The sequence below is a fragment of the Nostoc sp. WHI genome, assembly GCF_015714725.1.
Lineage (GTDB): Bacteria > Cyanobacteriota > Cyanobacteriia > Cyanobacteriales > Nostocaceae > Nostoc.
This window is the reverse complement of the sequence record NZ_WBKM01000214.1, coordinates 10687-34401: the sequence shown is the minus strand read 5'-3', so window position 1 is coordinate 34401 and position 23715 is coordinate 10687. Positions and strand designations below refer to the sequence as shown.

Here is a 23715-nt window from a genome sequence, read left to right as displayed (position 1 = left end):
GCTTAACTGCTCTAGAGAATGGATGGTGTTATTAACCAACTAAAGAACCGAAACAAGCATTATCCTGACAAAGTTTTAAATACTTGGAGATTTACCAAAATGGGGAATCAATACCATAACTTGGCTGAAGGTGCCTTTACACAAGATTGGACAGATACAGCACTAATCACAATAGATGATGATTGGAGCGGTGTTTCCAGCATTATTGGCTATCGTGGAGACACTTTAACATCTGCTACAGGTGTAGATCCGCAAACAGTTGTTGCTGATGGCACATCTAGTCCTGTAGATGTCAATGCTGGCCAAACTAATCCCAATACTTTTAACACTGGTGGTGTTGCGGAGTTTGAACTCTCTAACCCAGTAGTTGCCCTTAATGGTTCAGGTACAGCAGATGCACCCTTTCTGCTAATTCATCTGAATACTACGGGTGTAACAAATATAAATGTTTCATACAAACTACGTGATCTCGATGGATCGGTAGACAACGCTATTGTGCCAGTAGCTTTGCAGTATAGGATTGGCACATCGGGCAACTTCATCAACATCCCTGCTGCCTTCGTAGCTGATGCCAGCACAGGCCCGAACCTGGCAGACCTTGTTACTACAGTTAATGCCGTATTACCAATAGCAGCAGAAAATCAATCTCAAGTGCAGTTGCGTATTATCACCACGAACGCCGTTGGTAACGACGAGTGGATAGGGATTGATGACATTAATATATCATCGGCTGCCAGTACTTCCGCCAATGTGCAAATTACCGAGTATATGTACTCTGGTGGCAACGAGGAATTCATTGAGTTTACAAACCTCGGCAGCAATCCAGTAGACATGACGGGCTGGAGTTTCGATGATGACTCTCGCACGCCTGGTACAGTTGCTCTAAGTGCTTTCGGCATTGTGCAGCCGGGAGAGTCGGTTATCTTAGCAGAAAGTGCTGATTCAGCCTTCCGTGCTGCCTGGGGGTTGTCTGATACAGTTAAGCTCATCGGTGGACTGACAGCAAATCTGGGGCGAGAAGACGAAATCAACTTGTTCGACAACAGCAACCAACTTATTGATCGCCTCACCTATGGAGATCAGAGATTTCCGGGTACTGTTCGCACGCAAAACCTTAGCGCCTGGACGGAAGTAGAAAATCTGACATCCACTGATATTAGTGCCGCGTGGCAGCTTTCTACTGTTGGTGATGCCCAAAATTCCTACACCTCTACTGGTGGTGATGTTGGCAACCCAGGCGTTTACATTACCAGTTCTGCACCAACTCCTGGTGTGATCATCACTCAATCTGATGGCAGCACCAATATCGCTGAAGGTGGTGCAACGGACACCTACACGGTAATCCTGAGAAGTCAACCATCGGCAAATGTCACAATTAATATTACCCCTGACTCCCAAGCGACAACGAGTGTAACGACGCTCACCTTCACCCCTGTTAACTGGAACGTAGATCAAACAGTAACAGTTACAGCAGTGGATGATGCCATAATCGAGTCAAACCACTCCAGTACTATTACTCTCACGACAACCAGTACCGATGCTAGCTACAACGGAATCAATATTCCTACAATTACCGCTAGTATTTCCGATAACGATTTCGGTTCTCTGAGGAAAATTGGTGGTTTTATCGGTAATGGGGCTGAGATTACTGCCTATGATCCGGTTTCTCAAAGATTATTCGTTGTTGATGGCACGGCAAATGTTCAAATTCTCAATTTCAGTGACCCCACTAACCCCACGCTATTTTCACCAATTGATCTTTCTGCCTACGGTATTAGTGCCAACAGCGTAGCTGTTAAAAACGGTTTAGTTGCCATTGCTATAGAAGCTGCTAATGGCGTTGACCCTGGCAAGGTTGTTTTTTATGACACTGCTGGCACATTTATCAATGACGTAACTGTTGGGGTACTACCCGACATGGTGACATTCAGCCCCGATGGTACAAAGGTTCTCACCGCCAACGAAGGACAACGCAGTGGTAGTGCTGATCCAATTGGTTCTGTGAGCATTATTGATGTTTCTCAAGGGGCGGCTACTGCTACAGTCGCTACAGCTAGCTTTACCAGCTTTGATGGTCAGGAAGATGTACTCAGGAGTCAAGGTGTTCGCATCTCTCCAGGTAAAACGGTTTCACTGGATGCAGAACCAGAATATATCACCTTTTCTAAAGATGGTACTCAAGCTTGGGTAACGCTGCAAGAAAACAATGCGATCGCAGTTGTGGATGTTGCTACTGCCACTGTCACCCAAATTTTACCTCTAGGTGTTGTTAACCATAGTTTACTAGGAAATGAATTAGATGCCAGCGATCGCGATGGTGCGATCAACATCCGCAATTGGCCGGTATTTGGGCTGTTTATGCCCGATGCGATCGCTTCCTTTGCCGCAAATGGTCGTACATACTACGTGACTGCTAACGAAGGAGATACCCGTGATGATGATGCACGAGTCAGTACATTAAATCTCGATGTAACCCAGTTTCCTGATGCGGCGACACTCAAACAGCCAAATAACCTGGGTCGGCTAACAGTTTCCACAATCGATGGAGATATCGATAGTGATGGCGACTACGATCAACTATTCGCTTATGGAACCCGTTCTTTCTCCATCTGGGACGATCAGGGTAACTTGGTTTACGACAGTGGTTCAGCTTTTGAAAAGATTACTGCTCAACAAGTTCCCAGTCTTTTTAATTCCGATGGAGAAGCTACAAATAGTTTTGATACCCGTAGTGATAACAAAGGCCCAGAACCAGAAGGCGTAACAATAGCTGTGATTAATAATCGCACCTATGCCTTTATCGGTTTGGAACGGGTTGGCGGGGTGATGGTTTATGAAGTCACCAACCCTGAAAAACCCCAGTTTATCGAGTATTCCCCTGCTCAACCAGGTGATTTCGCTCCTGAAGGTCTGATTTTTATTGCCGCTAATGATAGCCCCAATGGCAAAAACTTGCTAGTTGTCTCCAACGAGGTCAGCAAAACCGTTACCGTCTATGAGGTAAATCTACCCACTCGCATTAGTGACATCCAAGGTACTGCACACCGTTCTCCTTTAGAAGGTCAACAGGTAACTGATGTAGCAGGAATTGTCACTGCTGTACGTTCCAACGGTTTCTACCTGCAAGACCCTAACCCTGATGCTAACGATGCGACTTCTGAAGGCATTTTTGTTTTCACCAGGTCAGCGCCTACTGTAGCCATTGGTGACTCTGTACAAGTTAGCGGTACAGTAACGGAATTTCGCCCAGGTAACAATGCTAATAACCTTAGTACCACTCAGATTACTAGCCCCACAATCGTCAAGTTGTCCAGTGGTAATGCTTTGCCAAGTGCTACTATTCTCGGCAATGGTGGCAGAGTCATTCCCAACCAAGTAATTAATAATGATGCTGTGGGTGGGAATGTCGAAAACCCTGGTACGTTGTTTGACCCGGCTGAAGATGGCATTGACTTCTACGAAAGTCTAGAAGGGATGCTGGTACAGGTAAATAATCCTGTGGCAGTTAGTCCGACAAATTCTTTTGGGGAAATTTGGGTGCTAGCAGATAATGGCGCCAATGCCACCGGACGCACAGCACGAGGCGGTATCGTCATCAGCGCCAATGATTTCAATCCAGAACGCATCCAAATTGATGAAGCTTTGTTGACTTCTGGCTCACCCGATGTAAATGTGGGTGCTACTTTTGACACGATTACGGGTGTAGTTGATTACAATTTCAACAACTACGAAGTGCTGCCAACTTCGCTGACAGTTACCTCAGCAGGTTCTCTGAGTAGAGAAGTTACTAACCTGACTCCAACTACAAATCAACTGACAGTTGCTACTTTCAACGTAGAAAACCTTGACCCTAGTGATGGCGCAGTCCAGTTTAACAACATTGCTGGCCGCATTGTCAATAACCTGAAATCACCAGACATCATCTCTCTGGAAGAAATTCAGGACAACAACGGCCCGAAAAATGATAGTGTAGTCGATGCCAACATCACATATCAGACATTAATTGATGCAATTATTGCTGCTGGTGGCCCCACCTACGAATACCGCCAAATCAACCCAGTGGACGATACCAATGGCGGTGAACCTGGTGGAAATATTCGCGTGGGCTTCTTGTTTAACCCCAATCGCGTCAGCTTTGTAGACATTGCTGGTGGTACTTCCACCTCTAACACCACAGTCACCAACGTCAATGGTGTTCCTACCCTTTCTGGTAGTCCTGGACTAATTGACCCGACTAACTCCGCCTTTACTAACAGTCGTAAGCCGTTAGTTGGTGAATTTACTTTCAACGGTCAGACTGTGTTTGTCGTTGCCAACCACTTTAATTCCAAAGGTGGCGACCAACCATTATTTGGCCCAAATCAACCGCCTAACCTCAGCAGCGAAATCCAGCGCCAGCAACAGGCTACGGTGGTGAAAAACTTTGTCCAGAGTGTTTTGGCGATTAACCCTAATGCCAATGTGGCGGTAGTGGGCGATCTTAATGATTTTGAGTTCTCCAACCCTCTCAGCACTCTAGAAAGCGGTGGACTGAATACTTTGATCGAAACTCTGCCAGAAAATGAGCGTTATACCTACAATTTTCAAGGTAACGCCCAGACACTCGACCATATTCTGGTGACTAACAACTTGCTCAATAACTTGGATGGGTATGATGTAGTTCACATCAACTCCGAATTTTATGACCAGGATAGTGACCATGACCCTAGCGTGGCTCGGTTTAATCTGCCTGTAAATTTGATCAACGGTACACCTGGTCGTGACAACCTGGTTGGCTCATCTGGCAATGATATCATCACTGGTTATCAGGGAGCAGATAACCTTACGGGTGGTGCTGGTAGTGACCAGTTTGTTTATACCAGCCTCCGGGATGGGCGGGATACAATCGCTGACTTTACTCCAGGTATTGACAAGATTGTTTTCACCCAATTGTTCCAAAGTCTCAACCTCGATAGCCTTAACTATGCAACTGCAACGGCACAGGGCTATTTGGGCTTTAGTACTCAGGCTAACAACACCAATATTTTGATTGATCAAGATGGTGCAGCAGGGCTTACATATCGTGCTGTACCACTCATAAGTGCCCAGGGTGTATCGCAAGCTGCTTTAGCTAACTCTGCCAACTTCGTGTTTTAGGTTTTGAGCAAGTTCGTAGTAAGGACTTTAGTCCTTATTACGACCTCTGAAAACTAGTTTGACAAAGTACTGAAAAGCGATCGCCTCAATGCAATTTTGCCATATTTACTTTGGCAACGAGTACAAGTTTTTAATTACCTACATCTAAAAAAGTCAGCCAATGTCAAATTTTACATTCATCAAGCGTTCAACTCTAACTGCAAGTTTCATCACCCTTGCAAGTTTCACAATTACTGCTACTCCTTCCCAAGCTGTTAGTATAGATTTCAGCAGTTGGGAAACATTTGGTGATGTTACTACTCCTGGTTTAGGTCAGACTAATCTATCTAATGATGGTCTGGTGGCAGATGATTTTCCTGCTACTTCTGGTACATTCAGTTTCTCAGGTATTCCAGCTGGGGATGCTTTTGGATCTTTGCAAAGCTTCCTGGGCGTTAATTCTGATGCTCTAGATATCAATGGTTTCGCATGGGAAGGGTCTGCTATCAAATCCACATATCTTGCTCAAGCTGGCGAGAAATTCAACTTCAATTGGAATTTCCTTACTAACGAAAGCACCTATAATGATTTTGCTTTTCTTGTGGTAGATGGGACTGTAACCAAGCTGGCTGACATCACAAATGCAACTAACGGCTCTAGTTTCTTCAATCGAGAAACAGGGGTTAATTCCTTTACTTATACCTTCAATAGTTCTAAAAATTACACCGTGGCTCTTGGAGTAGTGGACTTAGATGATCCTGGCACTACATCAGCCTTCAAGGTAAGTAATGCCAATATTCAAGAAGTGCCAGAACCAGCGACAATGATGGGTTTGTTAGTAGCGCTGGGGTTCAGTACTCGAATGGTAAAGCGGTTACGCAATCAAGCATGAGTATGAGCAATATGATATGCGGCTAATCAAGCTGAATAAAAATGTTCGTTCGTAGTCAGGACTTGAGTCCTAGCTTTGGGGACTGAAGTCCCCACTACAAACTGTTTATTATGGGTGATTTGGCGGACATGATTTGAGATATCTAAAAAAGAAAATTTCCGGCAAATAGGAATAATAAAAATCGTTAGGGAGAGAGTTTATCTCTCCCTTCTTTTATAGGAAACTTGGAACTTCCAAAACGGGAGGCAATGGGGAAAATGTGAATGCTATTTGTCAAATCTGATATCAATAACAGTTGCATTGAAGTTGTAGTTAAAGCCTTCTAACTCAAATGGCATACCAATTTTCACTTTACTGCTACCTAGAACTAGTCCGCTTTCAGTGCGTTGGGCTTTACCTTCTAAGGTCAAAAGCATATCTGTACTAAAATTGTTGGCCTTTGGATCTGGCAATTCTTTAACTGTGCCATCAGGTTGGAAAACATTGACTGTTCTAGGTAGCTCTTGAACAGATTTAATCTCAATCTGTCCATAGGGTTGATTGCGGATAATTACATTAGTTTTTCCGCCTTTTTTTAAGCCGTTGTCAAATAATTGCTCAGGATTACGTACATTCAAACCACGAACTACTAAGTCTACTTCTACGGGTACTGTTTTCGCACCAACCTGGGCAACAGAACCAGAAGTGCCAGGAAAGACAAAAATGCCAAATATAACTAGCAAAATTACCAGCGCAGCACCTAAATCTAGGAGGTTGATTTTGCCGAACAAGCGACCTTTTGAATCTAAAATAGCCATAAAAATTTTCTGAGGTAATAGCAAAGTAATTGATTGTAACAAGAAGGTTTTCGAGGGGAACGGCAATTTTCTCTATTTGGTAATAACTTAAAGCATCCGGGGGTTGCGGTTATGCGACAGTTTATCACGAGTTCGTAAGTTCCGAGCGGCGGTAATAACCCTCAAACTTTTACCTGTTAAGTGTTTCTAGATTTCCCTATTTTATCCTCTATCTCCAGAGGGAATCCTTAGTCCCCTGTACTTCGGTAAATTTGCGTAAGCATTAACTGTATAACAACTTCTTTGGTATTGAGTTAAGAATGCAACTTAGAATACTTTAAATCCGTCTGATAATTTGTCTGATCATTTTTATATTCTCCCGAAATAATCTTCAAAGCGTATTATGTTCAACTGGAAAGGTTTTGTTACAAATTACCGTATGTGGCGGCGTCGCTGGTTTTATCCCCTAATTTCGGTGGTAGTCGCCCTGAGTCTGTGCCTGAGTACACCCTTGCCTGGAAGAACTTTAGACTTCTTGCCTCTTATATTGCAGGGAGTCCAAGTATTTCAGCTTTCTAATATGTCCGATCGCCAGGAAACTGATATTGGTAAGCAGATTAATCAAGAAATACTAGGAAGTCAAGTCAAACTTTACCGGAATTCTGAAGTTAATAGCTATGTAGAACAAATTGGCCGGCGTTTAGCAGCTAATAGCGATCGCCCCAATCTTCCCTTTACTTTCCAAGTAGTTGACGATAATGCTGTTAATGCCTTTGCTACTTTAGGAGGTTATGTATACGTCCACACGGGTTTATTGAAGGCCGCAGATAATGAAGCGGAACTCGCAAGTGTCATTGCCCATGAAATTGGTCACATTGGCGGGAAACACCTGGTTAAACAGATGCGGCAAAAAGCGATCGCTAGTGGTTTAGCAACCGCAACTGGTTTAGATCGCAATACAGCCGTGGGCATTGGTGTAGAACTTGCTTTAAATCGTCCCCGCAGTCGTCAAGATGAATTTGATGCCGATAAAAGAGGCTTAAGAACTCTGACACGCGCTGGTTATGCCCAGTCTGGGGTGGTTTCTTTTATGCAAAAGCTGCTGAAAAAGGGTGGTTCTGTGCCGACATTCTTGAGTACGCATCCCGGAACCAGCGATCGCATTAATGGCCTCAGAAGTGCAATTCAATCCCAACCAAGTAATGGAAATTATGGCTTAGATGGTGCTAGTTATAGAGCTAATATTCGACCATTAGCGAGGTCTTGAGGTCATTGGTATTGGTTATTCCCCCTGATCTCGAATGTTGCTTAATTCTTATTACGGCGATCAACCTTGACTTTAGCTGGATCAATGGTAATTACCACCTCTTCTAAGGGCAGAATACGGAGGTGGTCTTTAAAAATGTTAACTTGATAAACCAAGTTATTTGTTACATCCAGTCCAGTTAACCAGCCACTCCGGGGATGATAAGCGCCAGTATCTATGTCTAGCCATCCCTGTCCTTGTGCCAGTTTACCAGGAGAAACACCTGGCAAAGTAAAGGTAATAGTATGACCGATGATAATTTGCTTATCTGGGAAGTAGGGTTTTTCGATACTGTGAAATTCCTCTCGTATCCAGCAAAGTTGATCGGCAGTTTGTTCTACTACAGACTTGGAAGGGTCAACACCAGCATGAGTTAACCAAATATCTCCTAAGTCAAGATACGTAGGCAAAGCTTTTAACCAATCTACATGGTCGTCGGGGATTGTAGCCTCGTGATAACTGGCTACCGTAGCTTGCCCTCCACCATACAACCATGCTTGCATCGTCGAGGAGGTAGTCCTTTCATTGGTCAAAATGTTTAATAGCATTTGCTCATGATTTCCCAGCAAACAGGGGTAGTTACTTCGTTTGACAAAATCAACTACTTGTGCGCTATTGGGGCCACGATCAATTAAGTCTCCCAGAAAATAGATTTTATCGTCCGAGGTGGGGGCGATCGCCTCCAACAATGTCATCAAACCTTCATAGTGACCATGCACATCCCCAATTACAATTCGTCTGGGGCTATTTTCGCTCATTATTCTTAGCTTTAATAATTTTGGCTAATACTTCTGCTACAGTTTAAGCTGTCTGGTTTCCGTAGTGAAAGGTAAAAATACTGGATAAGTTTTATTTTAATTTAATTGTTCCCCGTAGAAATCGCTTTTAATGAGTTTTCTTTTGTCATGCTAATTACATTTATGATCGGTCTTTTTTTGTGGTTAATATAGGGAAATTATCTCCAATTTTTACCGATTATTCTTGCTAATAGCGTGATCTGGTAATAGACTCCCGACTTCTTAAATAAGTCGGGAATATTGTTGTTAGGCTGTTGTAGCGATCGCTCAACGGTGTAAGATGTCTAGTACAGCGTTGCATTAAGCAGAGAAGGGCGATCGTTGATGAGTCAGGCAACGAGCTACGACCAAGACTTTCTGTTGTGGACACAACAACAAGCCGAGTACTTGAAGAAAGGACATTGGGCTGAGTTGGACATTGAACACTTGGTAGAGGAATTAGAGGCTTTGGGTCGCAGTGAACAGAAGGAACTCGGCAGCTATTTACAGGTGCTGTTAATGCACTTGCTTAAATGCCAGTATCAGCCTGAGCGAAGAATCAAAAGCTGGGATAACACACTGTCAAACTGCCGAGATCAAATTCAAGATTGTTTGGAAGATACTCCCAGTTTACAGCGTTTTCTTCAAGATTCGTTGTGGATACAAAAATACTATCGACGTGCTTGTCGAGACGCAGCTAAAGAAATTCAAAAATCTATAGAAGATTTTCCCGATGAATGTCTATTTACAATTGAGCAGATTCTTGACCCAAACTTCTTAGTTTTAAATACATTTAAATAAAAAATTACTATTTTTTCCGCTCGGCATAAGAGGATATTTAAAAAGTATTGGGCAAATAAAATTCGCTACTACACAAACTAAGTTCAGTTGCCTGGACTAATAGAAAATATAAATAATTAAACATGGATTTCTTAACAATTTTAGGATTAGCTGCCGCCACACTAACCACAATCTCTTTTTTGCCACAGATGTTTAAAACGTGGCAAACAAAATCAGCAAAAGATGTTTCTTTGGTGACACTGGTTACATTCATAACTGGCATTTTTTTGTGGTTAATTTATGGAATATATCTACAATCCTTACCGATTATTCTCGCTAACGGCGTGACATTGGTTTTTAACTTCATTCTTCTATGGCTTAAAATTAAATATAGATAAACTTGCCTCTAACAAACACCTGTGACATCATCTGTATTTGATTCTGAACGTTTGCTATTCACCCCTAGCACCCCTAACAACGACGCTATACCAGTGATTTTCGCCTTTCCCAATGAGTACAGCGTCGGTATTACTAGCCTTGGCTATCAGGTGGTGTGGGCAACTTTAGCAACCCGTAATGATGTGCAAGTGAGTCGCCTGTTTACCGATACTCATGAACAACTCCCCAGAACGCCGGAAATAGTCGGATTTTCTATTTCTTGGGAACTGGATTATGTAAATATTTTAAACTTACTAGAATCTCTAGAAATTCCCATTCGGGCAAATTCTCGTGATGATTCTCATCCAATAATTTTTGGTGGTGGGCCAGTTCTCACTGCTAATCCCGAACCATTTGCAGATTTTTTTGATGTAATTTTGTTAGGAGATGGCGAAAACCTGCTAGGGAATTTCATTGAGGCGTATAAAGAAGTAAGAAATGCCTCAAGAACAACTCAACTAAAAAGACTTGCACAAATCCCAGGAATTTATGTTCCCAGTTTGTATGAGGTGGAATATCACACAATAGATGGTGAAGTCAAGTCAATTAAGCCTATTTCCACAGAAATTCCCGCAGTGGTGCAAAAGCAAACCTACCGGGGAGATACCTTATCAGCTTCAACTGTAGTCACCGAAAAAGCGGCATGGGAAAATATCTACATGGTGGAAGTAGTGAGAAGTTGTCCAGAAATGTGCCGCTTCTGTCTGGCGAGTTATCTCACATTACCTTTTAGAACAGCGAGTCTTGAAGGTTCATTAATTCCAGCCATTGAAAAAGGTTTACAAGTTACAAATCGGCTAGGATTATTAGGGGCTTCAGTAACTCAACATCCCGAATTTGAGACTTTGCTAGATTATATTAGTCAGCCAAAGTATGATGATGTCCGTCTTAGTATCGCCTCAGTGCGAACCAATACTGTAACAGTCAAGTTAGCAGAAACTTTGACAAAACGGGACACGCGATCGCTTACCATTGCAGTAGAAAGTGGTTCCGAAAAAATCCGGCAAATTATCAACAAAAAGCTGCATAATGACGAAATTATCCAAGCAGCCGTAAATGCCAAAACTGGGGGATTAAAAAGCCTGAAACTCTACGGGATGGCAGGAATTCCTGGCGAGGAACCAGAGGATTTAGAGGAAACCGTGGCAATGATGCGTAGTATCAAAAAAGCTGCACCGGGATTGCGCTTAACATTTGGATGCAGCACCTTTGTACCCAAAGCACACACACCATTTCAATGGTTTGGGGTGAATCGTCAAGCAGAAAAACGGTTGCAGTTTTTGCAAAAACATCTGAAACCACAGGGGATAGAATTTCGCCCAGAAAGCTATAATTGGTCAATAATACAAGCTTTGTTATCAAGAGGCGATCGTAGACTCTCCAAACTCCTCGAACTTACTCGTAACTTTGGCGAATCCTTGGGTAGCTACAAACGTGCTTTCAAACAACTCAAAGGACAAATCCCCGACTTAGATTTCTATGTCCACGCTGATTGGTCTACAGAACAAGTATTACCCTGGAGCCACTTGCAAGGGCCTCTGCCACAGTCTACACTACTAAAGCATTTGGCTGATGCTAAGAGTTATATCAACCCATCCCCAAAAGAATTACAGCCATTGAATTCATAGCTGAAAACTTGATGCAAAACACAGCTGAGTATTACTGCGCCTATTGCGGCGAACCGAACTTAACTTTTATTGATTTGAGCGCTGGAGGACAGCAATCTTACGTTGAAGATTGTCAAGTTTGCTGTAACCCAAATATTTTGTATGTGCGGGTTGATGAAGATACTCTAGATATCGAGATTGATACCGAATCCGAAAGTTGAATTTTAGGTTTTTCTTTCCATGCTGTACTTTAAACATTCCTCAGTAATTAATGCCTCACCAGAAGTAGTTTGGAAGTTTCATGAAAGGCCAGATATTTTGCAACTGCTGAATCCACCTTGGCAACCAGTCCAAATAGTTCGTCGTGAGGGGGGGCTTGCTGTGGGCGCAATTACAGAATTTCGTCTATTTATCACCCCATTACCCTTAACTTGGCTAGCACGTCATACTGAATGTGAAAAATATCGCCTGTTTACCGACGAACAGATATCTGGCCCTTTTGAGTCTTGGGTACATCGACATGAATTTGAACCGGAAGATGGCAAAACCAGGCTGACTGATGCTATCTCCTTTTCTATGCCTGGCGGAGTAACAGTTGAATTTGTTGGCGGTTGGTTAGTGCAAGCGCAATTAGAAGCTATGTTTCGCTACCGCCACTATGTGACGAAACGGGAGTGCGAGTTATATTAAGCCTAATTACATCTGTACTACCCCACTATTATGTTTCAGATGATGACGTAGCTTTTTCTGCTACCGTCACCGTTTCGTTACGCTGAAACTTAGGAAAAAATGTCTTAGTAATCCAGTCAGTCAAGATGTGAGACAGTAATCCTAAAGGCCCAGCAAACAAACAGAATGTGAGAGAATGAATTGTCCAAATACCTGTTTTTTGCCCTTCCCAATAAATCCAGCGACCAACAAATAAATCCATCACCAAAAAATGAATCCAACCCGTTGCTGCGACTTTTTCATCTGCAAAAAGTCGCGCAACATCAGCTAATTGTATATTTGAGAAATCTTGGGCGTTTTCTGGCGTAACGCTGTTGATGAATAAATACAAATACGCTCCTGCTAACAGCACAAAGGGCAGATATGATTCCATTATCTGCCGTGTCACTTTCCAATTTGGCAATAAAATCATCAAAGCCCAAAAAGGCAAGACGAAAACATTGGCAATGTTAAATAGTTGAGAAATAGTCATAGTTTGATCAAGTTAGAAGTGATAAGTTAGGAAAGAAAAGTTATGGTTAAGGAGTTATGAATTAAAAGTTTTAAACGATTAGCATTGTTTTTTATTTTTGAATTAAGCAATACTTCATAACTCCTAACTCTTAACTTATAAAGCTACTAGCTGCGATTCAATTTCTGAGGATTTCAAATTACGACCGATGAAAACTAAGCGAGTTTGCCTAGCCTCATCTGGTTTCCAGGGGCGATCGTAAAATTTATCAAATCGGGTTCCTACGCCCTGCATGACTAAACGCATAGATTTGTTTGGCACTGCGACAAAGCCTTTAATCCGGTAAATTTCTTGTTGTTGTGCCAATATTTCCAACTGTTGTTGCAGTTTTTCTGGGTCAAAAGCACGATCCAAAATTAGATTAGCTGAAGTAATCTCTTCATCGTGGTTGTGATCTTCTTCAGTATCGTGATGACTGGGACGGCTATCTAAATTGTCTTCGACTGCGGCTTGGAATCCTAATAATATAGATGCGTCCAGTTGAGAACGATCGCTCTCGACAATCTTCACCACTCTGGGCAACTCTTGTTTAATTAATTCCTCAACTCTAGCTTTTGTCTCGGCATCTACCAAATCAATTTTATTCAACACCACTAAATCTGCACAAGCAAGTTGGTCTTCAAACAATTCTTGTAAGGGTGTTTCGTGTTCTAGACTATCATCCGCTTGTCGCTGGGCTGCGATCGCCTCCGGATCGCTAGCAAATGTCCCCGCCGCTACCGCCGCACAATCTACTACGGTAATTACTGCATCTACAGTGGCGGCGTTACGAATTTCCTGCCAGCGAAAAGCCTTCACTAGCGGTTTTGGCAAGGCTAAACCAGAGGTTTCAATCAAAATGCAGTCGATGCTATCTCGCCGCTTGATTAACTCTTGCATCGTCGGGTAAAACTCTTCTTGCACGGTGCAGCATAAGCAGCCGTTGGTTAATTCAAAAATATTACTGTCGCCCTCACCATCTTCCGGGCAAACTTGACAGGATTTTAACAATTCGCCATCAATACCGAGTTCGCCAAATTCGTTGACTAAAACAGCAATGCGGCGTCCTTGGTTGTTTTGTAGCAGGTGGCGAATTAGGCTGGTTTTTCCACTACCTAAAAAGCCTGTAATCACTGTGACAGGAATTTTTGCAGCCATATTTTTGCCTGACTTTCTCAGTATGGTAAGTTTCACGGGTTACAAACTTAAATACTGAGATTAAGCTTGGTTTGAAGATTGACTTAGTTATTTTAAGCTGAAAGTCTATGGAAAACCTCAAAATATTGCCGTTGCCATTAAGTTTGGGTTTATCTTAAAAACTTTTCATTAATGAAACCGGATTTCCATGTACGCTTCAATGTTTTAGTATTTTTGTATACTCTAACATACGCATATTATATTAGAGAAATTACTTATTTATACTGAAGACTTTCTTCTGATGCAAAAGTTACATTATCACTTAAATCAATGAGTAGGTAGATAAAACGCAAGAATAAATTACCCATATTCACGCTATACCTTGATTCCCAAGGCATAGCGTGAATAAAACAGGAATTTATTTCTACGTGTGATATCAGTATATTTTTGAGGTAGGTCAGTTATTTAACTTATCAAACACGCATTTCCAAAACTTTAGGGTTTTGATCTGATGCGATCGGTAGTTCTTTAGAGAATTGCCGAACTTTGTTATGCCTCAAAACTCAGGCTACAAGTCCAGCTAGTAAACAAATTACTCCTATGATAAAACAAAGTAAATCTGTCAATAACCAACGCCAGTGTTATCAATCCTTAGTAGCAACAGCATTATTAACTGGTAGCCTTTTCCAACTTATCGCTCCTGTACTAGCTGATGGAACTACTGCGGGTACATCCATCAGCAACACGGCAACTGCTACCTACGAAGACCCTAACAATCCAGGGACAACAATTAACGCCACTTCTAACACTGTGACTGTAACTGTGGCAGAGGTTGCTGGTATCACTGTCACTGCATCTGGAGTCACAGATAACAATGGCGGTAATGTTGGAGTTGGTGATTTACTTGTTTACACCTACACTTTGACAAACGTAGGTAACGACCCAACCCAATTCCGGGTTCCTAACTTAGCTCAAACAACCGGCCCTGGAACAGTTTCTGGCACTTTGCCTAATGGTGGTGTAGCTAATAGTTTGCAATACAGCACTGACGGTGGCACAACTTGGCAAAATATCACTGCTACTGAGGTAATTATACCCTCGATCGCACCTGGTGGTAGTGTATTAGTGCGTGTGCCAGTTACCGTCCAAGCCGGTGCTCAAGCCAATGACATAATTACCGTTACCTTTGGTGAAACCCCTGGTGATGCTCAGAACCAATTGCGAAATCCAGATGGTGGTGACGTTTACACCGTAGATAACCCCGATGGTAGTGTTGCAACTGAGGTAAATGGCGTACCGATTAATGGTACTCGTGAAGCTAGCGCCACTCAGCAAATTAAGGTGGCTGCAACGCTGAAGACATTCGCTTTAGCCACCATTCTTAAAATTCGCAGTGGTTACAACAATGCTGCCACAACGGCAATCACGGATGACAAGCTGACCTACGATTTGAGTTTGCGAGTTGAATCCAATGATCCCACAGGACAAGGAATTACCCCAGCCGCTTTGACTGGTACAAACATCAATGTTGATAATGTATTTGGCACTTATATCTTGCTTTCTGACGCGATTCCTGCGGGTACAGACTTGGCAGTTGCACCAACTTCGCCTCCCAATTGGCAAGCAGTCTACACGACAGATCCGGTCACAACTGATGCCAATACAGTTAATTGGAAAACCTTTCCCTTGCAAGGCGCTGACACACTCGCAGGTGTAACCCGCGTTGGTTTTATCAATAAGCCAGCTACACTTACTTCTATCGCTCCTGGTACAACAGTCAGTGGCTTCTCAATTCAGCTTGCCGTAGAAGCAACTGCAATTTCACCCTTGACCATTGCCAACATTGCCCAATTGTTTGGTCAAACCCCCACTAATAATTTCCCTGTATACGACGAATCTGGTGACCAAAATCCCAGCAACTACGACGGCCCCCCAGGCAGTATGAACCCTCCTTCGGGTACAGATACCAATAATGATGGTGTTCCTGATACTCTACCACCTGGCAATGTTGATGACGGCTATATTAATAACCCAACATCTCCAGAAACAGGAACTGACCCAAGTAACAATAACAGTGGTGATGGTTCAGTAGGCGGTGAAGCAAACATCTTTACACTGCAAACGTCTGTTGCTTCGGCGATACTCAACGGGCCGCAAAATGCACCAAATGCTACTGGGCCATCGGGTCAGACTAACGATGACTTTACTAATAAATCTTCCCTCATTCCGGCTGGGACAGTTCCTGGTACTACACTTGACCCATCACCAGTTGGATTCACCAATACAATTCAGAACAGTGGGACTAACCCAGGCACTATCACACTAGTGCCAACGATCCCAGCAATTCCTGGAGATTTACCAAATGGAACCAAGGTAACTCTTACCTTTGGTAGTACTTCTGCTGTGTATACCTACACTAATGGAACATTTACAGGGCCCCCTACACCAATCACAATTACCAACGTTGCTGGTGGTGCAAGTATTAACTATGGTGTAGAAATTGATCTGCCAAGCGGTACTGCCCTCTCAACTGATATTAACAGAGGCTTCCCAGTACCTATCACTGCTTCTATTGATACCAATAATGATGGTACATCTGATAGTCAAAACATCACCATAGATCGTGTGTATACTGGCTTTTTGAAACTGGTGAAAGTGTCGCGAGTTCTGCCAGGAACAGGGCCAGCAGTTGGTACAGGTCAAGACGACTTTGAATCAACACCAGCTTTTAACAGTATTGATCCGAATCCAGGTGTTGCTGATGTACCAAGAGTACCTGCTCCGGGGAATATTATTGAGTACCAGATTCGGTATCAGAATATTTCCGATCCTCAATCTGGAACAGGCAATGTGATCTTGAATGCTGACAAGGTTGTGATTACCGAGGATGGTACTCAATCCCCCAACAACTGGGCGTTAGACAACGATGCTAGTGGTCAAATTGATACCAGCAATATCGTCGGTTCAGCTAAAGATTCTGGGGCTGCAACTATCCAATTCTTCAGTGGGAATCCTGCCAACACCTCTGGTATAGACCAAACCGGAACCACGGTGAACACTGATGTTACCAAGTATGTAGATACGGGTACTGGTCAGGTTGCACCAGGTGTTCAAAGAACATTTACCTTCCAACGCAAGGTTAACTAGATAGTTTTGCCTCCTCTTTGCAAGCAAAGAGAGGTAGTGCTTAGGCTGTGTTCGTAGTTGGCGCTTTAGTCCCAACTACGAACTGATTATTTTCCAGCAAAAACAGGGAAAGATAAATTAGCAATCGACATCGTGAAGGTTTTTTAAGGTTATTGATATGAAGCATCTTTCTTTTGCAGGTTTAGGAGCGTTCGCCTTTGGCGTTGGCGGAGCCATCGCTCTCATTGCTACAGTCCCATTTATCGATCAAATTCCGGGAATCGCAAATGTATGGCAGTCAGGAAGTGCGATCGCTCAAAATGTCAAAAATCAAGGGCAAATACAATTGCGTTTAGAAGCAGAAAAGCAAGTGGTGGCACAGGATCAACAAGGTAAGCAAAGCCAGAAATGGGAACCTTTGAAAGGTCAAGTTATGGTACGACCAGGAGATGTGCTGCGCTATACCTTGATTGGTGAAAATAAGAGCGATCGCCTAGTAAAGAATTTGACTCTTAATCAACCTATTCCTAAAGGAATGGTCTACGTGCTGAAGTCTACCAATGTCGCCAACAATGCCAAAGTTATTTACAGCATTGATGGCGGGCGTAGCTTTGTCGAAAATCCCACTGTTAAAGTTACTCTTCCTGACGGCAAAGTGGAAACAAAACCAGCACCAGCCATTGCTTACACTCACATCCGTTTGCAAATTCCGTCACTTGCAGCAAAGGCAATAGTCAAGGCGACTTATCAAACCCAAGTGCGCTGATTGAAAAGGATGCGGAAACACCTTCCTTACTCGCAAAAGAGCCGCAATAAACAGCATTTCCAGGTTCCACCTGGAAACGAGATTTTTAAAGGGTTTTGGCTTAACTAGATTTCCACAAATAAATAAGTGCTTTTATTAACAACAAGCTTGACATTCCAGAGGAGATGTGTTTAGTGAGCCGTCCTCAAAAGCAAATTACTTCTAGCAGTTGCTGGTGGCGACGGTTAACAACTACTGTTCTCCTGGCAAGTGTTTTGCATACTACTATACCTATCCTAGCGATCGCACAACAGACTAACAATCTGGCTGCGTCTTTGCCATTAATAAATCAAGCTACTTATACTTATACAGATTCTACTGGTAATGATCAATATCAAGGAAGTTCTAGTCAAATCAATGTTAGTCCTAACTTATTAATTGACCCATTAGGGAAAATATTAGGTTGCGCTGGCACAATTTTACCTGATTATACAGGTTTTTCAGTTGGTGTCTACGAACTCAATTCTAGTGACCCAACGGGGACAGAATTAGGAAGCTTAGTTTCTTTGACTAGAACAGAGTTACCCAATATTCCTAATAACAATGTTCCTGGCGGTAAATCGCCAAATACCGAGAATAGTAATCCCTACTTCGTTACGAATAACCCTGCGGGTGTCTACAATTTCCTGCTCGATCCGAATAAGGGTCAAACTGATCCAGGTAGAACCTACATTTTTGTAGTTAATGCACCCCCCACTTCTATCTACAAACAACGACGCATCAAAATTGAAATCCTTGATAGCACTGGTATCCAAGGTAATAGTGTCGTGCGGTATGTCGCAACTTCTTTAGATGGTCAACCAATTAATCTCACAGGTCAGGTCAGGGTAGAGCAAACAGTTGTTTTGGTTCCGAATGCAGAACTTGTGGGACTGAACTTATTAGCCTTTGAATTCACCACAAATATGTGTCAAGCCAATCAGTTGCAGATTATCAAAACAGGCGATCGCGCTGCTGCTGAACCTGGGGATACGGTAATCTATCGCCTCTCAATAAAAAATCTAGCTGATGCTGGTCTAAATAATATATTTGCCACCGATAACTTACCTTTAGGATTCAACTTCTTGCCTAAATCTGTGCGGGGAGAGATGGATGGCACACCAGTCACTATCACTTCGGAACGCAATGGAAACACAGTGATATTCCGCTCAGATGTAACGATTCCCACCGATAAAGTCCTGAATATTGCCTATGCTGCTCAACTAACGAGCGATGCGCTACGTGGTACTGGTCGCAACAGTGCGATCGTTAATGCCCAACGAACTGATAACCGTTTTAGCACCAAGGATGGCCCAGCAACGCACCAGTTGAAAATTCGTCCAGGAATCGTTTCTGACTGTGGCACGATTATCGGTCGCGTATTTGTTGATAAAAACTTTGATGGTGAACAGCAGTCTGGTGAGCCTGGAGTTCCCAATGCAGTAATTTTTCTAGAGGACGGAAACCGGATCACCACAGATCCTAATGGTTTGTTCTCTTTAGCTAATGCCTTACCTGGATACCACACAGGTGTACTAGACCTCAGTATTCTCCCTGATTATACCCTAGCTCCTAACAAAAAATTCCGTGAACGCAATAGCCAATCTCGTCTAGTGCGTTTAGAGCCTGGTGGCTTGGTACGCATGAACTTCGCAGTTACCCCCGCCTTCCAGGAGCCAGTCAAGAAATGAAACCCAGATTGCACGGTGCAACTACTTTTAACCTGAGATTGATGGGGACAATGCCGATAGCTCTCAGCCTCGTTTTGTATCCTGCCATAGTCAAAGCAGAACCCGCCAGTGAAAACCTCCTTTTCCACTCCCAGAGCGAATCTCTAGCCCCCAACTCTCCTTTGCAAGCCGAGAAGAGTGTCGAAGATCAAGCGGATCAAAACAAAGTTGCTGAAAAAAGCATGAATTTAAGTTCTCCCCATCTCCTAGAAAATTCCGAGCTGCAACTTCCACCGCTCGAAGTTACCTCAACTTCTCCAGCACTAGCTATTGATACTTCAAATCCAGATATCCAACTAACTGAAACGGCAATAAAACCATTTCAACCAATAACTTCTGTTGATTTACCCAGAGGCTTACGCAAAATAGCCGGAATAGAGGATAAGAAGGACGGACGTAAAGACGCTGATACACAGCTTCAAACTTCTCTTACGGAAATACAACCATTTCAACCAGCAACTTCTGTAGATTTGCCTAGAGGCTTACGTAAAATAACCGGAATACAGGATAAGAAGGACGGACGTAAAGACACTGAGACACAGTTTCAAACTTCCCTCACGGAAATACAACCATTCCAACCAGCAACTTCTGTAGATTTGCCTAGAGGCTTACGCAAAATAGCCCAAGTAGTCGAAGTCAAAGAGAAAATTTCTCCCACTCTCCCTATCTCTACAACAATCAAAATCCTGACTCCGACGGCTAACGCTGTTGTAGATGTACAAGCTACCAGTGTGATTGTGCAATTTCCCGTTGGTAGTCAATTGGAATTGCGGGTGAATGGCGCGTTGGTAGATCCTTCCTTAGTTGGACGGACGGAAACTGATGCCAGTACCAACTTGGTAACACAGACATGGTATGGTGTCTCGTTAAAAGAAGGTGAAAACACCATCTCTGCACAAGTATTAGGAGGGACAGAACCCCCTGTAACGGTGCAAGTTGCAGTCCGGGGAGCGCCGCAGCAACTAACTTTAGAAACAGTTGAGTCCCGTATCCCTGCGGATGGACGTTCTACAGCTACAATTCGGGGTCAACTTATCGATGAGAAGGGCAATCGCTCTAATCGTGATGCTGTTATCACTCTGATACCTACTGCTGGCGAGTTAGTTGGGAAAGACTTCAAACCCGATGAACCCGGATTTCAAGTAGAGGCGAAAGCGGGGCAATTTACAGCTACTTTGCGATCGCAGTTGAAAGCTCAAACTGTCCGAATTCGGGCAATAGTTAATGATTTAGAAGCCTTTACCCAACTGCAATTTGAAACAGCACTGCGTCCGAGTTTGGTAACAGGAGTCATAGATTTGCGTTTGGGCGCTAGAGGTACAAATTATTATGGTAGTTTCCGTGATTTCCTACCTCCTGACAAAGACAATAGAACGCAATTAGATTTCCGTTCAGCGATATTTGCAACTGGTGCGATCGGGGAGTGGTTGTTTACAGGTGCATATAACAGTTCTCGTAGCCTCAATGAAGATTGCAACTGTGATAATCGTCTGTTTAGAACTTATCAATTTAGTGAGCAAAACTATCCTGTCTATGGCGATAGTTCTCAAGTTGATGTCTTAGCTCCTTCCATTGACAGTGTATTTCTGCGTTTCGAGCGTTCAACTCGTATCCCCGGATCTGATCCTGATTATGCCATGTGGGGTGACTACAACACGGAAGAATTTGCTCGGCGATCGCAGCAATTTACTTCTATTACTCGTCAACTTCACGGCTTTAAAGCTAACTACAACTTAGGAAACTTACAAATTACAGGTTTCTATGGCAACCAATTAGAGGGATTCCAACGGGATACCATTGCTCCTGATGGCACCAGTGGTTATTACTTCCTCTCTCGCAGAATACTACAACCAGGTAGTGAAAATGTCTTTATTGAGTTAGAGGAACTCAATCGTCCTGGGACTGTACTAGAACGTAAACAGCTCAACCGAGGCCCAGACTACGAAATCGATTATGATCGCGGAACTTTATTATTCCGCGAACCTATTCTTCGTACAGATATTGATCAAACTGGACAAGTATTAGCACGCCGGATCGTTGTTAGCTATCAATACGACAGCCAAGACTCTGATAGCAATATCTATGCTGGTCGTTTGCAATATAACCTTTCCCGCAACCTCAACACCGAAAGTTGGATAGGAGCAACTTACGTCCAAGAAAATCAGGGGGTGCGTGACTTTCAACTGTATGGTGCAGATGCGCTGATTTCCTTGGGTGACAAGGGTAAGTTAATTGCAGAATATGCCCATTCCAATAATGATTCTGATGTTGTGGGAAAGGTTAGCGGTGATGCTTACCGCTTGGAAGCTGAGGGACAGATTGCTAATGGGATTCAAGGTCGTGCCTATTATCGCTTTGCCGATACGGGTTTTGCTAATAATGCCACTATCAGCTTTGTCCCAGGACAGAGCCGTTATGGAGCGCAGGTTACAGCTAAAGTGACCGCCAGCACCAACGTCAGGGTGCAATATGACCACGAAGAAAATTTTGGCATTGCTCCCCAACCGTTAGATACCTTTGAAGAACTGTTTGCACCTCGTTTTGAGGCGATACCTGGTAGCAAGGTTGATAATTCTCTGACAACAATTTCCGCCGGGATTCAACAACGCCTGGGTAAAGCTACTTTGGATGTGGATTGGATTCATCGTCGTCGGGAAGACCGTATTCCAGACAGCGCCTTGAATAGCAATTCTGATCAATTGCGATCGCGTTTTTCAGTTCCTATCGCTAAAAACCTAACTTTCCAAGCGCAAAATGAACTGAGCTTATCTTCTCAAAAAGATACAGTTTACCCAGACCGGACTATTTTAGGGTTGAATTGGGCAGTAATTCCTGGTGTAAATGTCAGTCTAGCCCAACAGTTTTACACTGGCGGTCAATTTTCGGGTAATTCTATCACCAGCTTAAGTGTGAACGGTGAACACAAACTTGGGTCTGATACTACCTTGACCGGTCGTTACTCTATTTTGGGTGGTGCCAATGAACTGACTACCCAAGGAGCAATTGGTCTAAATAATCGCTGGACGATCGCTTCAGGATTGCGGCTAAATTTAGCTTATGAGCACGTATTTGGCAGCTTCTTCGCACGGACTGGAGCAGGTCAACAATATGCCCAACCCTACGCTTTTGGTCAATCAGCATCTGCGATCGGATTTGATGGGGGGGATAGCTATAGTGTGGGGCTGGAATACTCTGATAATCCTCAGTTTCAGGCTAGCGCTCGGTACGAACATCGTTCCTCTTCTGGTGGGAGCAATACAGTAATTACCGCAGGCGCGACGGGTAAAATTTCTCCGGCGCTGACAGCTTTGGTGCGCTATCAACAAGCAAACTCTTCCAATCAAAAACTTTCAGGACTGGGAGATACTGTTAATATGAAGTTGGGTTTAGCCTACCGCGACCCCAACAATGATAAACTTAATGCTTTGTTGCGTTATGAATATCGCCAAAATCCAGCAATTATCCCTGACACGATTCTGTTAGGAAGTGGTACAGGTTCTGAAGACCATACCTTTGCTTTAGAAACTATCTACGCTCCTAACTGGCAATGGGAATTTTATGGTAAATATGCTTTGCGTAACAGCACTTCTTACTTAGCTAGCGATTTAGCTGGTGCTAGTACAGTTAATCTAGCCCAATTTCGGGCTACCTATCGCTTGGGATATAGCTGGGATTTGGTAGGTGAGGCTCGTTTTATCACTCAATCTAGCTACAGCGAAACAGGCTTTGTTGTCGAAACAGGCTACTACCTGACGCCTAATCTACGTCTTTCTGGTGGATATGTGTTTGGTAAAGTCGATGACCGGGATTTCTCAGGAACACGTTCCGCAGGCGGTGCATATTTGGGGATAACGGTCAAGCTGAACGAATTATTTGATGGCTTTGGACAGCAAAAGATTGCTCCACCGCAGCAGGAATCTACGGTGCAAACTTTGTTAAATAGAGTACGCGAGCAGAGGAGCAGCAGAGCAGATGGAGTCTAAATATAAATAGTTTTATATTTAGAATTTTACGTAGTTTTACATAAAA

At 43.3% G+C, this 23715-nt stretch carries 17 protein-coding genes; 12 read left to right on the top strand and 5 right to left on the bottom strand.

Going from position 1 to position 23715, the window contains the following annotated elements; translation table 11 throughout:
• Positions 1–99: 99 nt before the first annotated feature.
• Both F8S12_RS21280 and F8S12_RS21275 read left to right on the top strand, forming a co-directional pair.
• Positions 100–5136, top strand: a complete 5037-nt coding sequence (locus F8S12_RS21280) for a choice-of-anchor I family protein (protein WP_196518189.1) — start codon at positions 100–102, stop codon at positions 5134–5136.
• 160 nt (positions 5137–5296) lie between these two features.
• Complete coding sequence (locus tag F8S12_RS21275) at positions 5297–6007, top strand: PEP-CTERM sorting domain-containing protein (protein ID WP_196518186.1); 711 nt, start codon at positions 5297–5299, stop codon at positions 6005–6007.
• A 266-nt stretch (positions 6008–6273) separates the two neighbouring features.
• Here F8S12_RS21275 and F8S12_RS21270 read toward each other — a convergent pair whose 3' ends face one another.
• On the bottom strand, positions 6274–6804 hold the full coding sequence (locus tag F8S12_RS21270; RefSeq protein WP_196518184.1) for a DUF4330 domain-containing protein: 531 nt from the start codon (positions 6802–6804) through the stop codon (positions 6274–6276).
• A 382-nt stretch (positions 6805–7186) separates the two neighbouring features.
• Between F8S12_RS21270 and F8S12_RS21265 the strand changes: the two genes are divergently transcribed.
• Positions 7187–8050: a M48 family metallopeptidase gene (locus tag F8S12_RS21265; protein WP_196518182.1), complete on the top strand. Its 864-nt coding sequence runs from the start codon at positions 7187–7189 to the stop codon at positions 8048–8050.
• Between the two features lie 41 nt (positions 8051–8091).
• Here the strand turns inward: F8S12_RS21265 and F8S12_RS21260 are convergent, their stop codons facing one another.
• On the bottom strand, positions 8092–8847 hold the full coding sequence (locus F8S12_RS21260; protein ID WP_196518180.1) for a metallophosphoesterase family protein: 756 nt from the start codon (positions 8845–8847) through the stop codon (positions 8092–8094).
• 363 nt (positions 8848–9210) lie between these two features.
• On the opposite strand from F8S12_RS21260, the gene F8S12_RS21255 reads away from it, so the two are divergent.
• Positions 9211–9666 carry a DUF29 domain-containing protein gene (locus F8S12_RS21255; protein WP_196518178.1) on the top strand — a complete coding sequence of 152 codons (456 nt, stop codon included), beginning with the start codon at positions 9211–9213 and terminating at the stop codon, positions 9664–9666.
• A gap of 37 nt (positions 9667–9703) precedes the next feature.
• On the opposite strand, the gene F8S12_RS40800 is transcribed toward F8S12_RS21255, so the two are convergent.
• On the bottom strand, positions 9704–9919 hold the full coding sequence (locus F8S12_RS40800) for a hypothetical protein (RefSeq protein WP_230968173.1): 216 nt from the start codon (positions 9917–9919) through the stop codon (positions 9704–9706).
• Here F8S12_RS40800 and F8S12_RS21250 point away from each other — a divergent pair.
• From F8S12_RS21250 to F8S12_RS21235, 4 genes are read left to right on the top strand one after another with little or no spacing between them, the layout of a single operon-like run.
• Positions 9846–10043 (top strand): SemiSWEET transporter, encoded by a 198-nt coding sequence (locus tag F8S12_RS21250; protein WP_230968172.1) that lies wholly within the window; start codon positions 9846–9848, stop codon positions 10041–10043. The genes F8S12_RS40800 and F8S12_RS21250 overlap by 74 nt on opposite strands.
• Before the next feature lie 21 nt (positions 10044–10064).
• Positions 10065–11711, top strand: a complete 1647-nt coding sequence (locus F8S12_RS21245; RefSeq protein ID WP_196518174.1) for a B12-binding domain-containing radical SAM protein — start codon at positions 10065–10067, stop codon at positions 11709–11711.
• 11 nt (positions 11712–11722) lie between these two features.
• The gene (locus F8S12_RS21240; protein ID WP_012411100.1) at positions 11723–11911 is read left to right on the top strand and encodes a CPXCG motif-containing cysteine-rich protein; all 189 of its coding nucleotides are present in this window, start codon (positions 11723–11725) and stop codon (positions 11909–11911) included.
• A gap of 19 nt (positions 11912–11930) precedes the next feature.
• Complete coding sequence (locus F8S12_RS21235; RefSeq protein ID WP_196518171.1) at positions 11931–12380, top strand: SRPBCC family protein; 450 nt, start codon at positions 11931–11933, stop codon at positions 12378–12380.
• Between the two features lie 28 nt (positions 12381–12408).
• On the opposite strand, the gene F8S12_RS21230 is transcribed toward F8S12_RS21235, so the two are convergent.
• Both F8S12_RS21230 and cobW read right to left on the bottom strand, forming a co-directional pair.
• Positions 12409–12891: an ABA4-like family protein gene (locus F8S12_RS21230; RefSeq protein ID WP_196518169.1), complete on the bottom strand. Its 483-nt coding sequence runs from the start codon at positions 12889–12891 to the stop codon at positions 12409–12411.
• Positions 12892–13026: 135 nt separating this feature from the next.
• Positions 13027–14067: a cobalamin biosynthesis protein CobW gene (cobW, locus tag F8S12_RS21225; RefSeq protein ID WP_196518165.1), complete on the bottom strand. Its 1041-nt coding sequence runs from the start codon at positions 14065–14067 to the stop codon at positions 13027–13029.
• Positions 14068–14646: 579 nt separating this feature from the next.
• Here cobW and F8S12_RS21220 point away from each other — a divergent pair.
• From F8S12_RS21220 to F8S12_RS21205, 4 genes are all read left to right on the top strand, one after another.
• On the top strand, positions 14647–17193 hold the full coding sequence (locus tag F8S12_RS21220) for a beta strand repeat-containing protein (RefSeq protein ID WP_196518163.1): 2547 nt from the start codon (positions 14647–14649) through the stop codon (positions 17191–17193).
• A gap of 157 nt (positions 17194–17350) precedes the next feature.
• A complete protein-coding gene (locus tag F8S12_RS21215; RefSeq protein WP_196518161.1) occupies positions 17351–17938 on the top strand; it encodes a DUF11 domain-containing protein in 588 nt (195 codons plus the stop codon).
• A 164-nt stretch (positions 17939–18102) separates the two neighbouring features.
• Entirely contained in the window at positions 18103–19647 is a 1545-nt protein-coding gene (locus F8S12_RS21210) for a DUF11 domain-containing protein (protein WP_196518159.1), read from the top strand.
• Positions 19644–23669 carry a TonB-dependent receptor gene (locus F8S12_RS21205; RefSeq protein ID WP_196518157.1) on the top strand — a complete coding sequence of 1342 codons (4026 nt, stop codon included), beginning with the start codon at positions 19644–19646 and terminating at the stop codon, positions 23667–23669. Before F8S12_RS21210 ends, F8S12_RS21205 begins: the two co-directional genes overlap by 4 nt.
• Positions 23670–23715 lie beyond the last annotated feature (46 nt).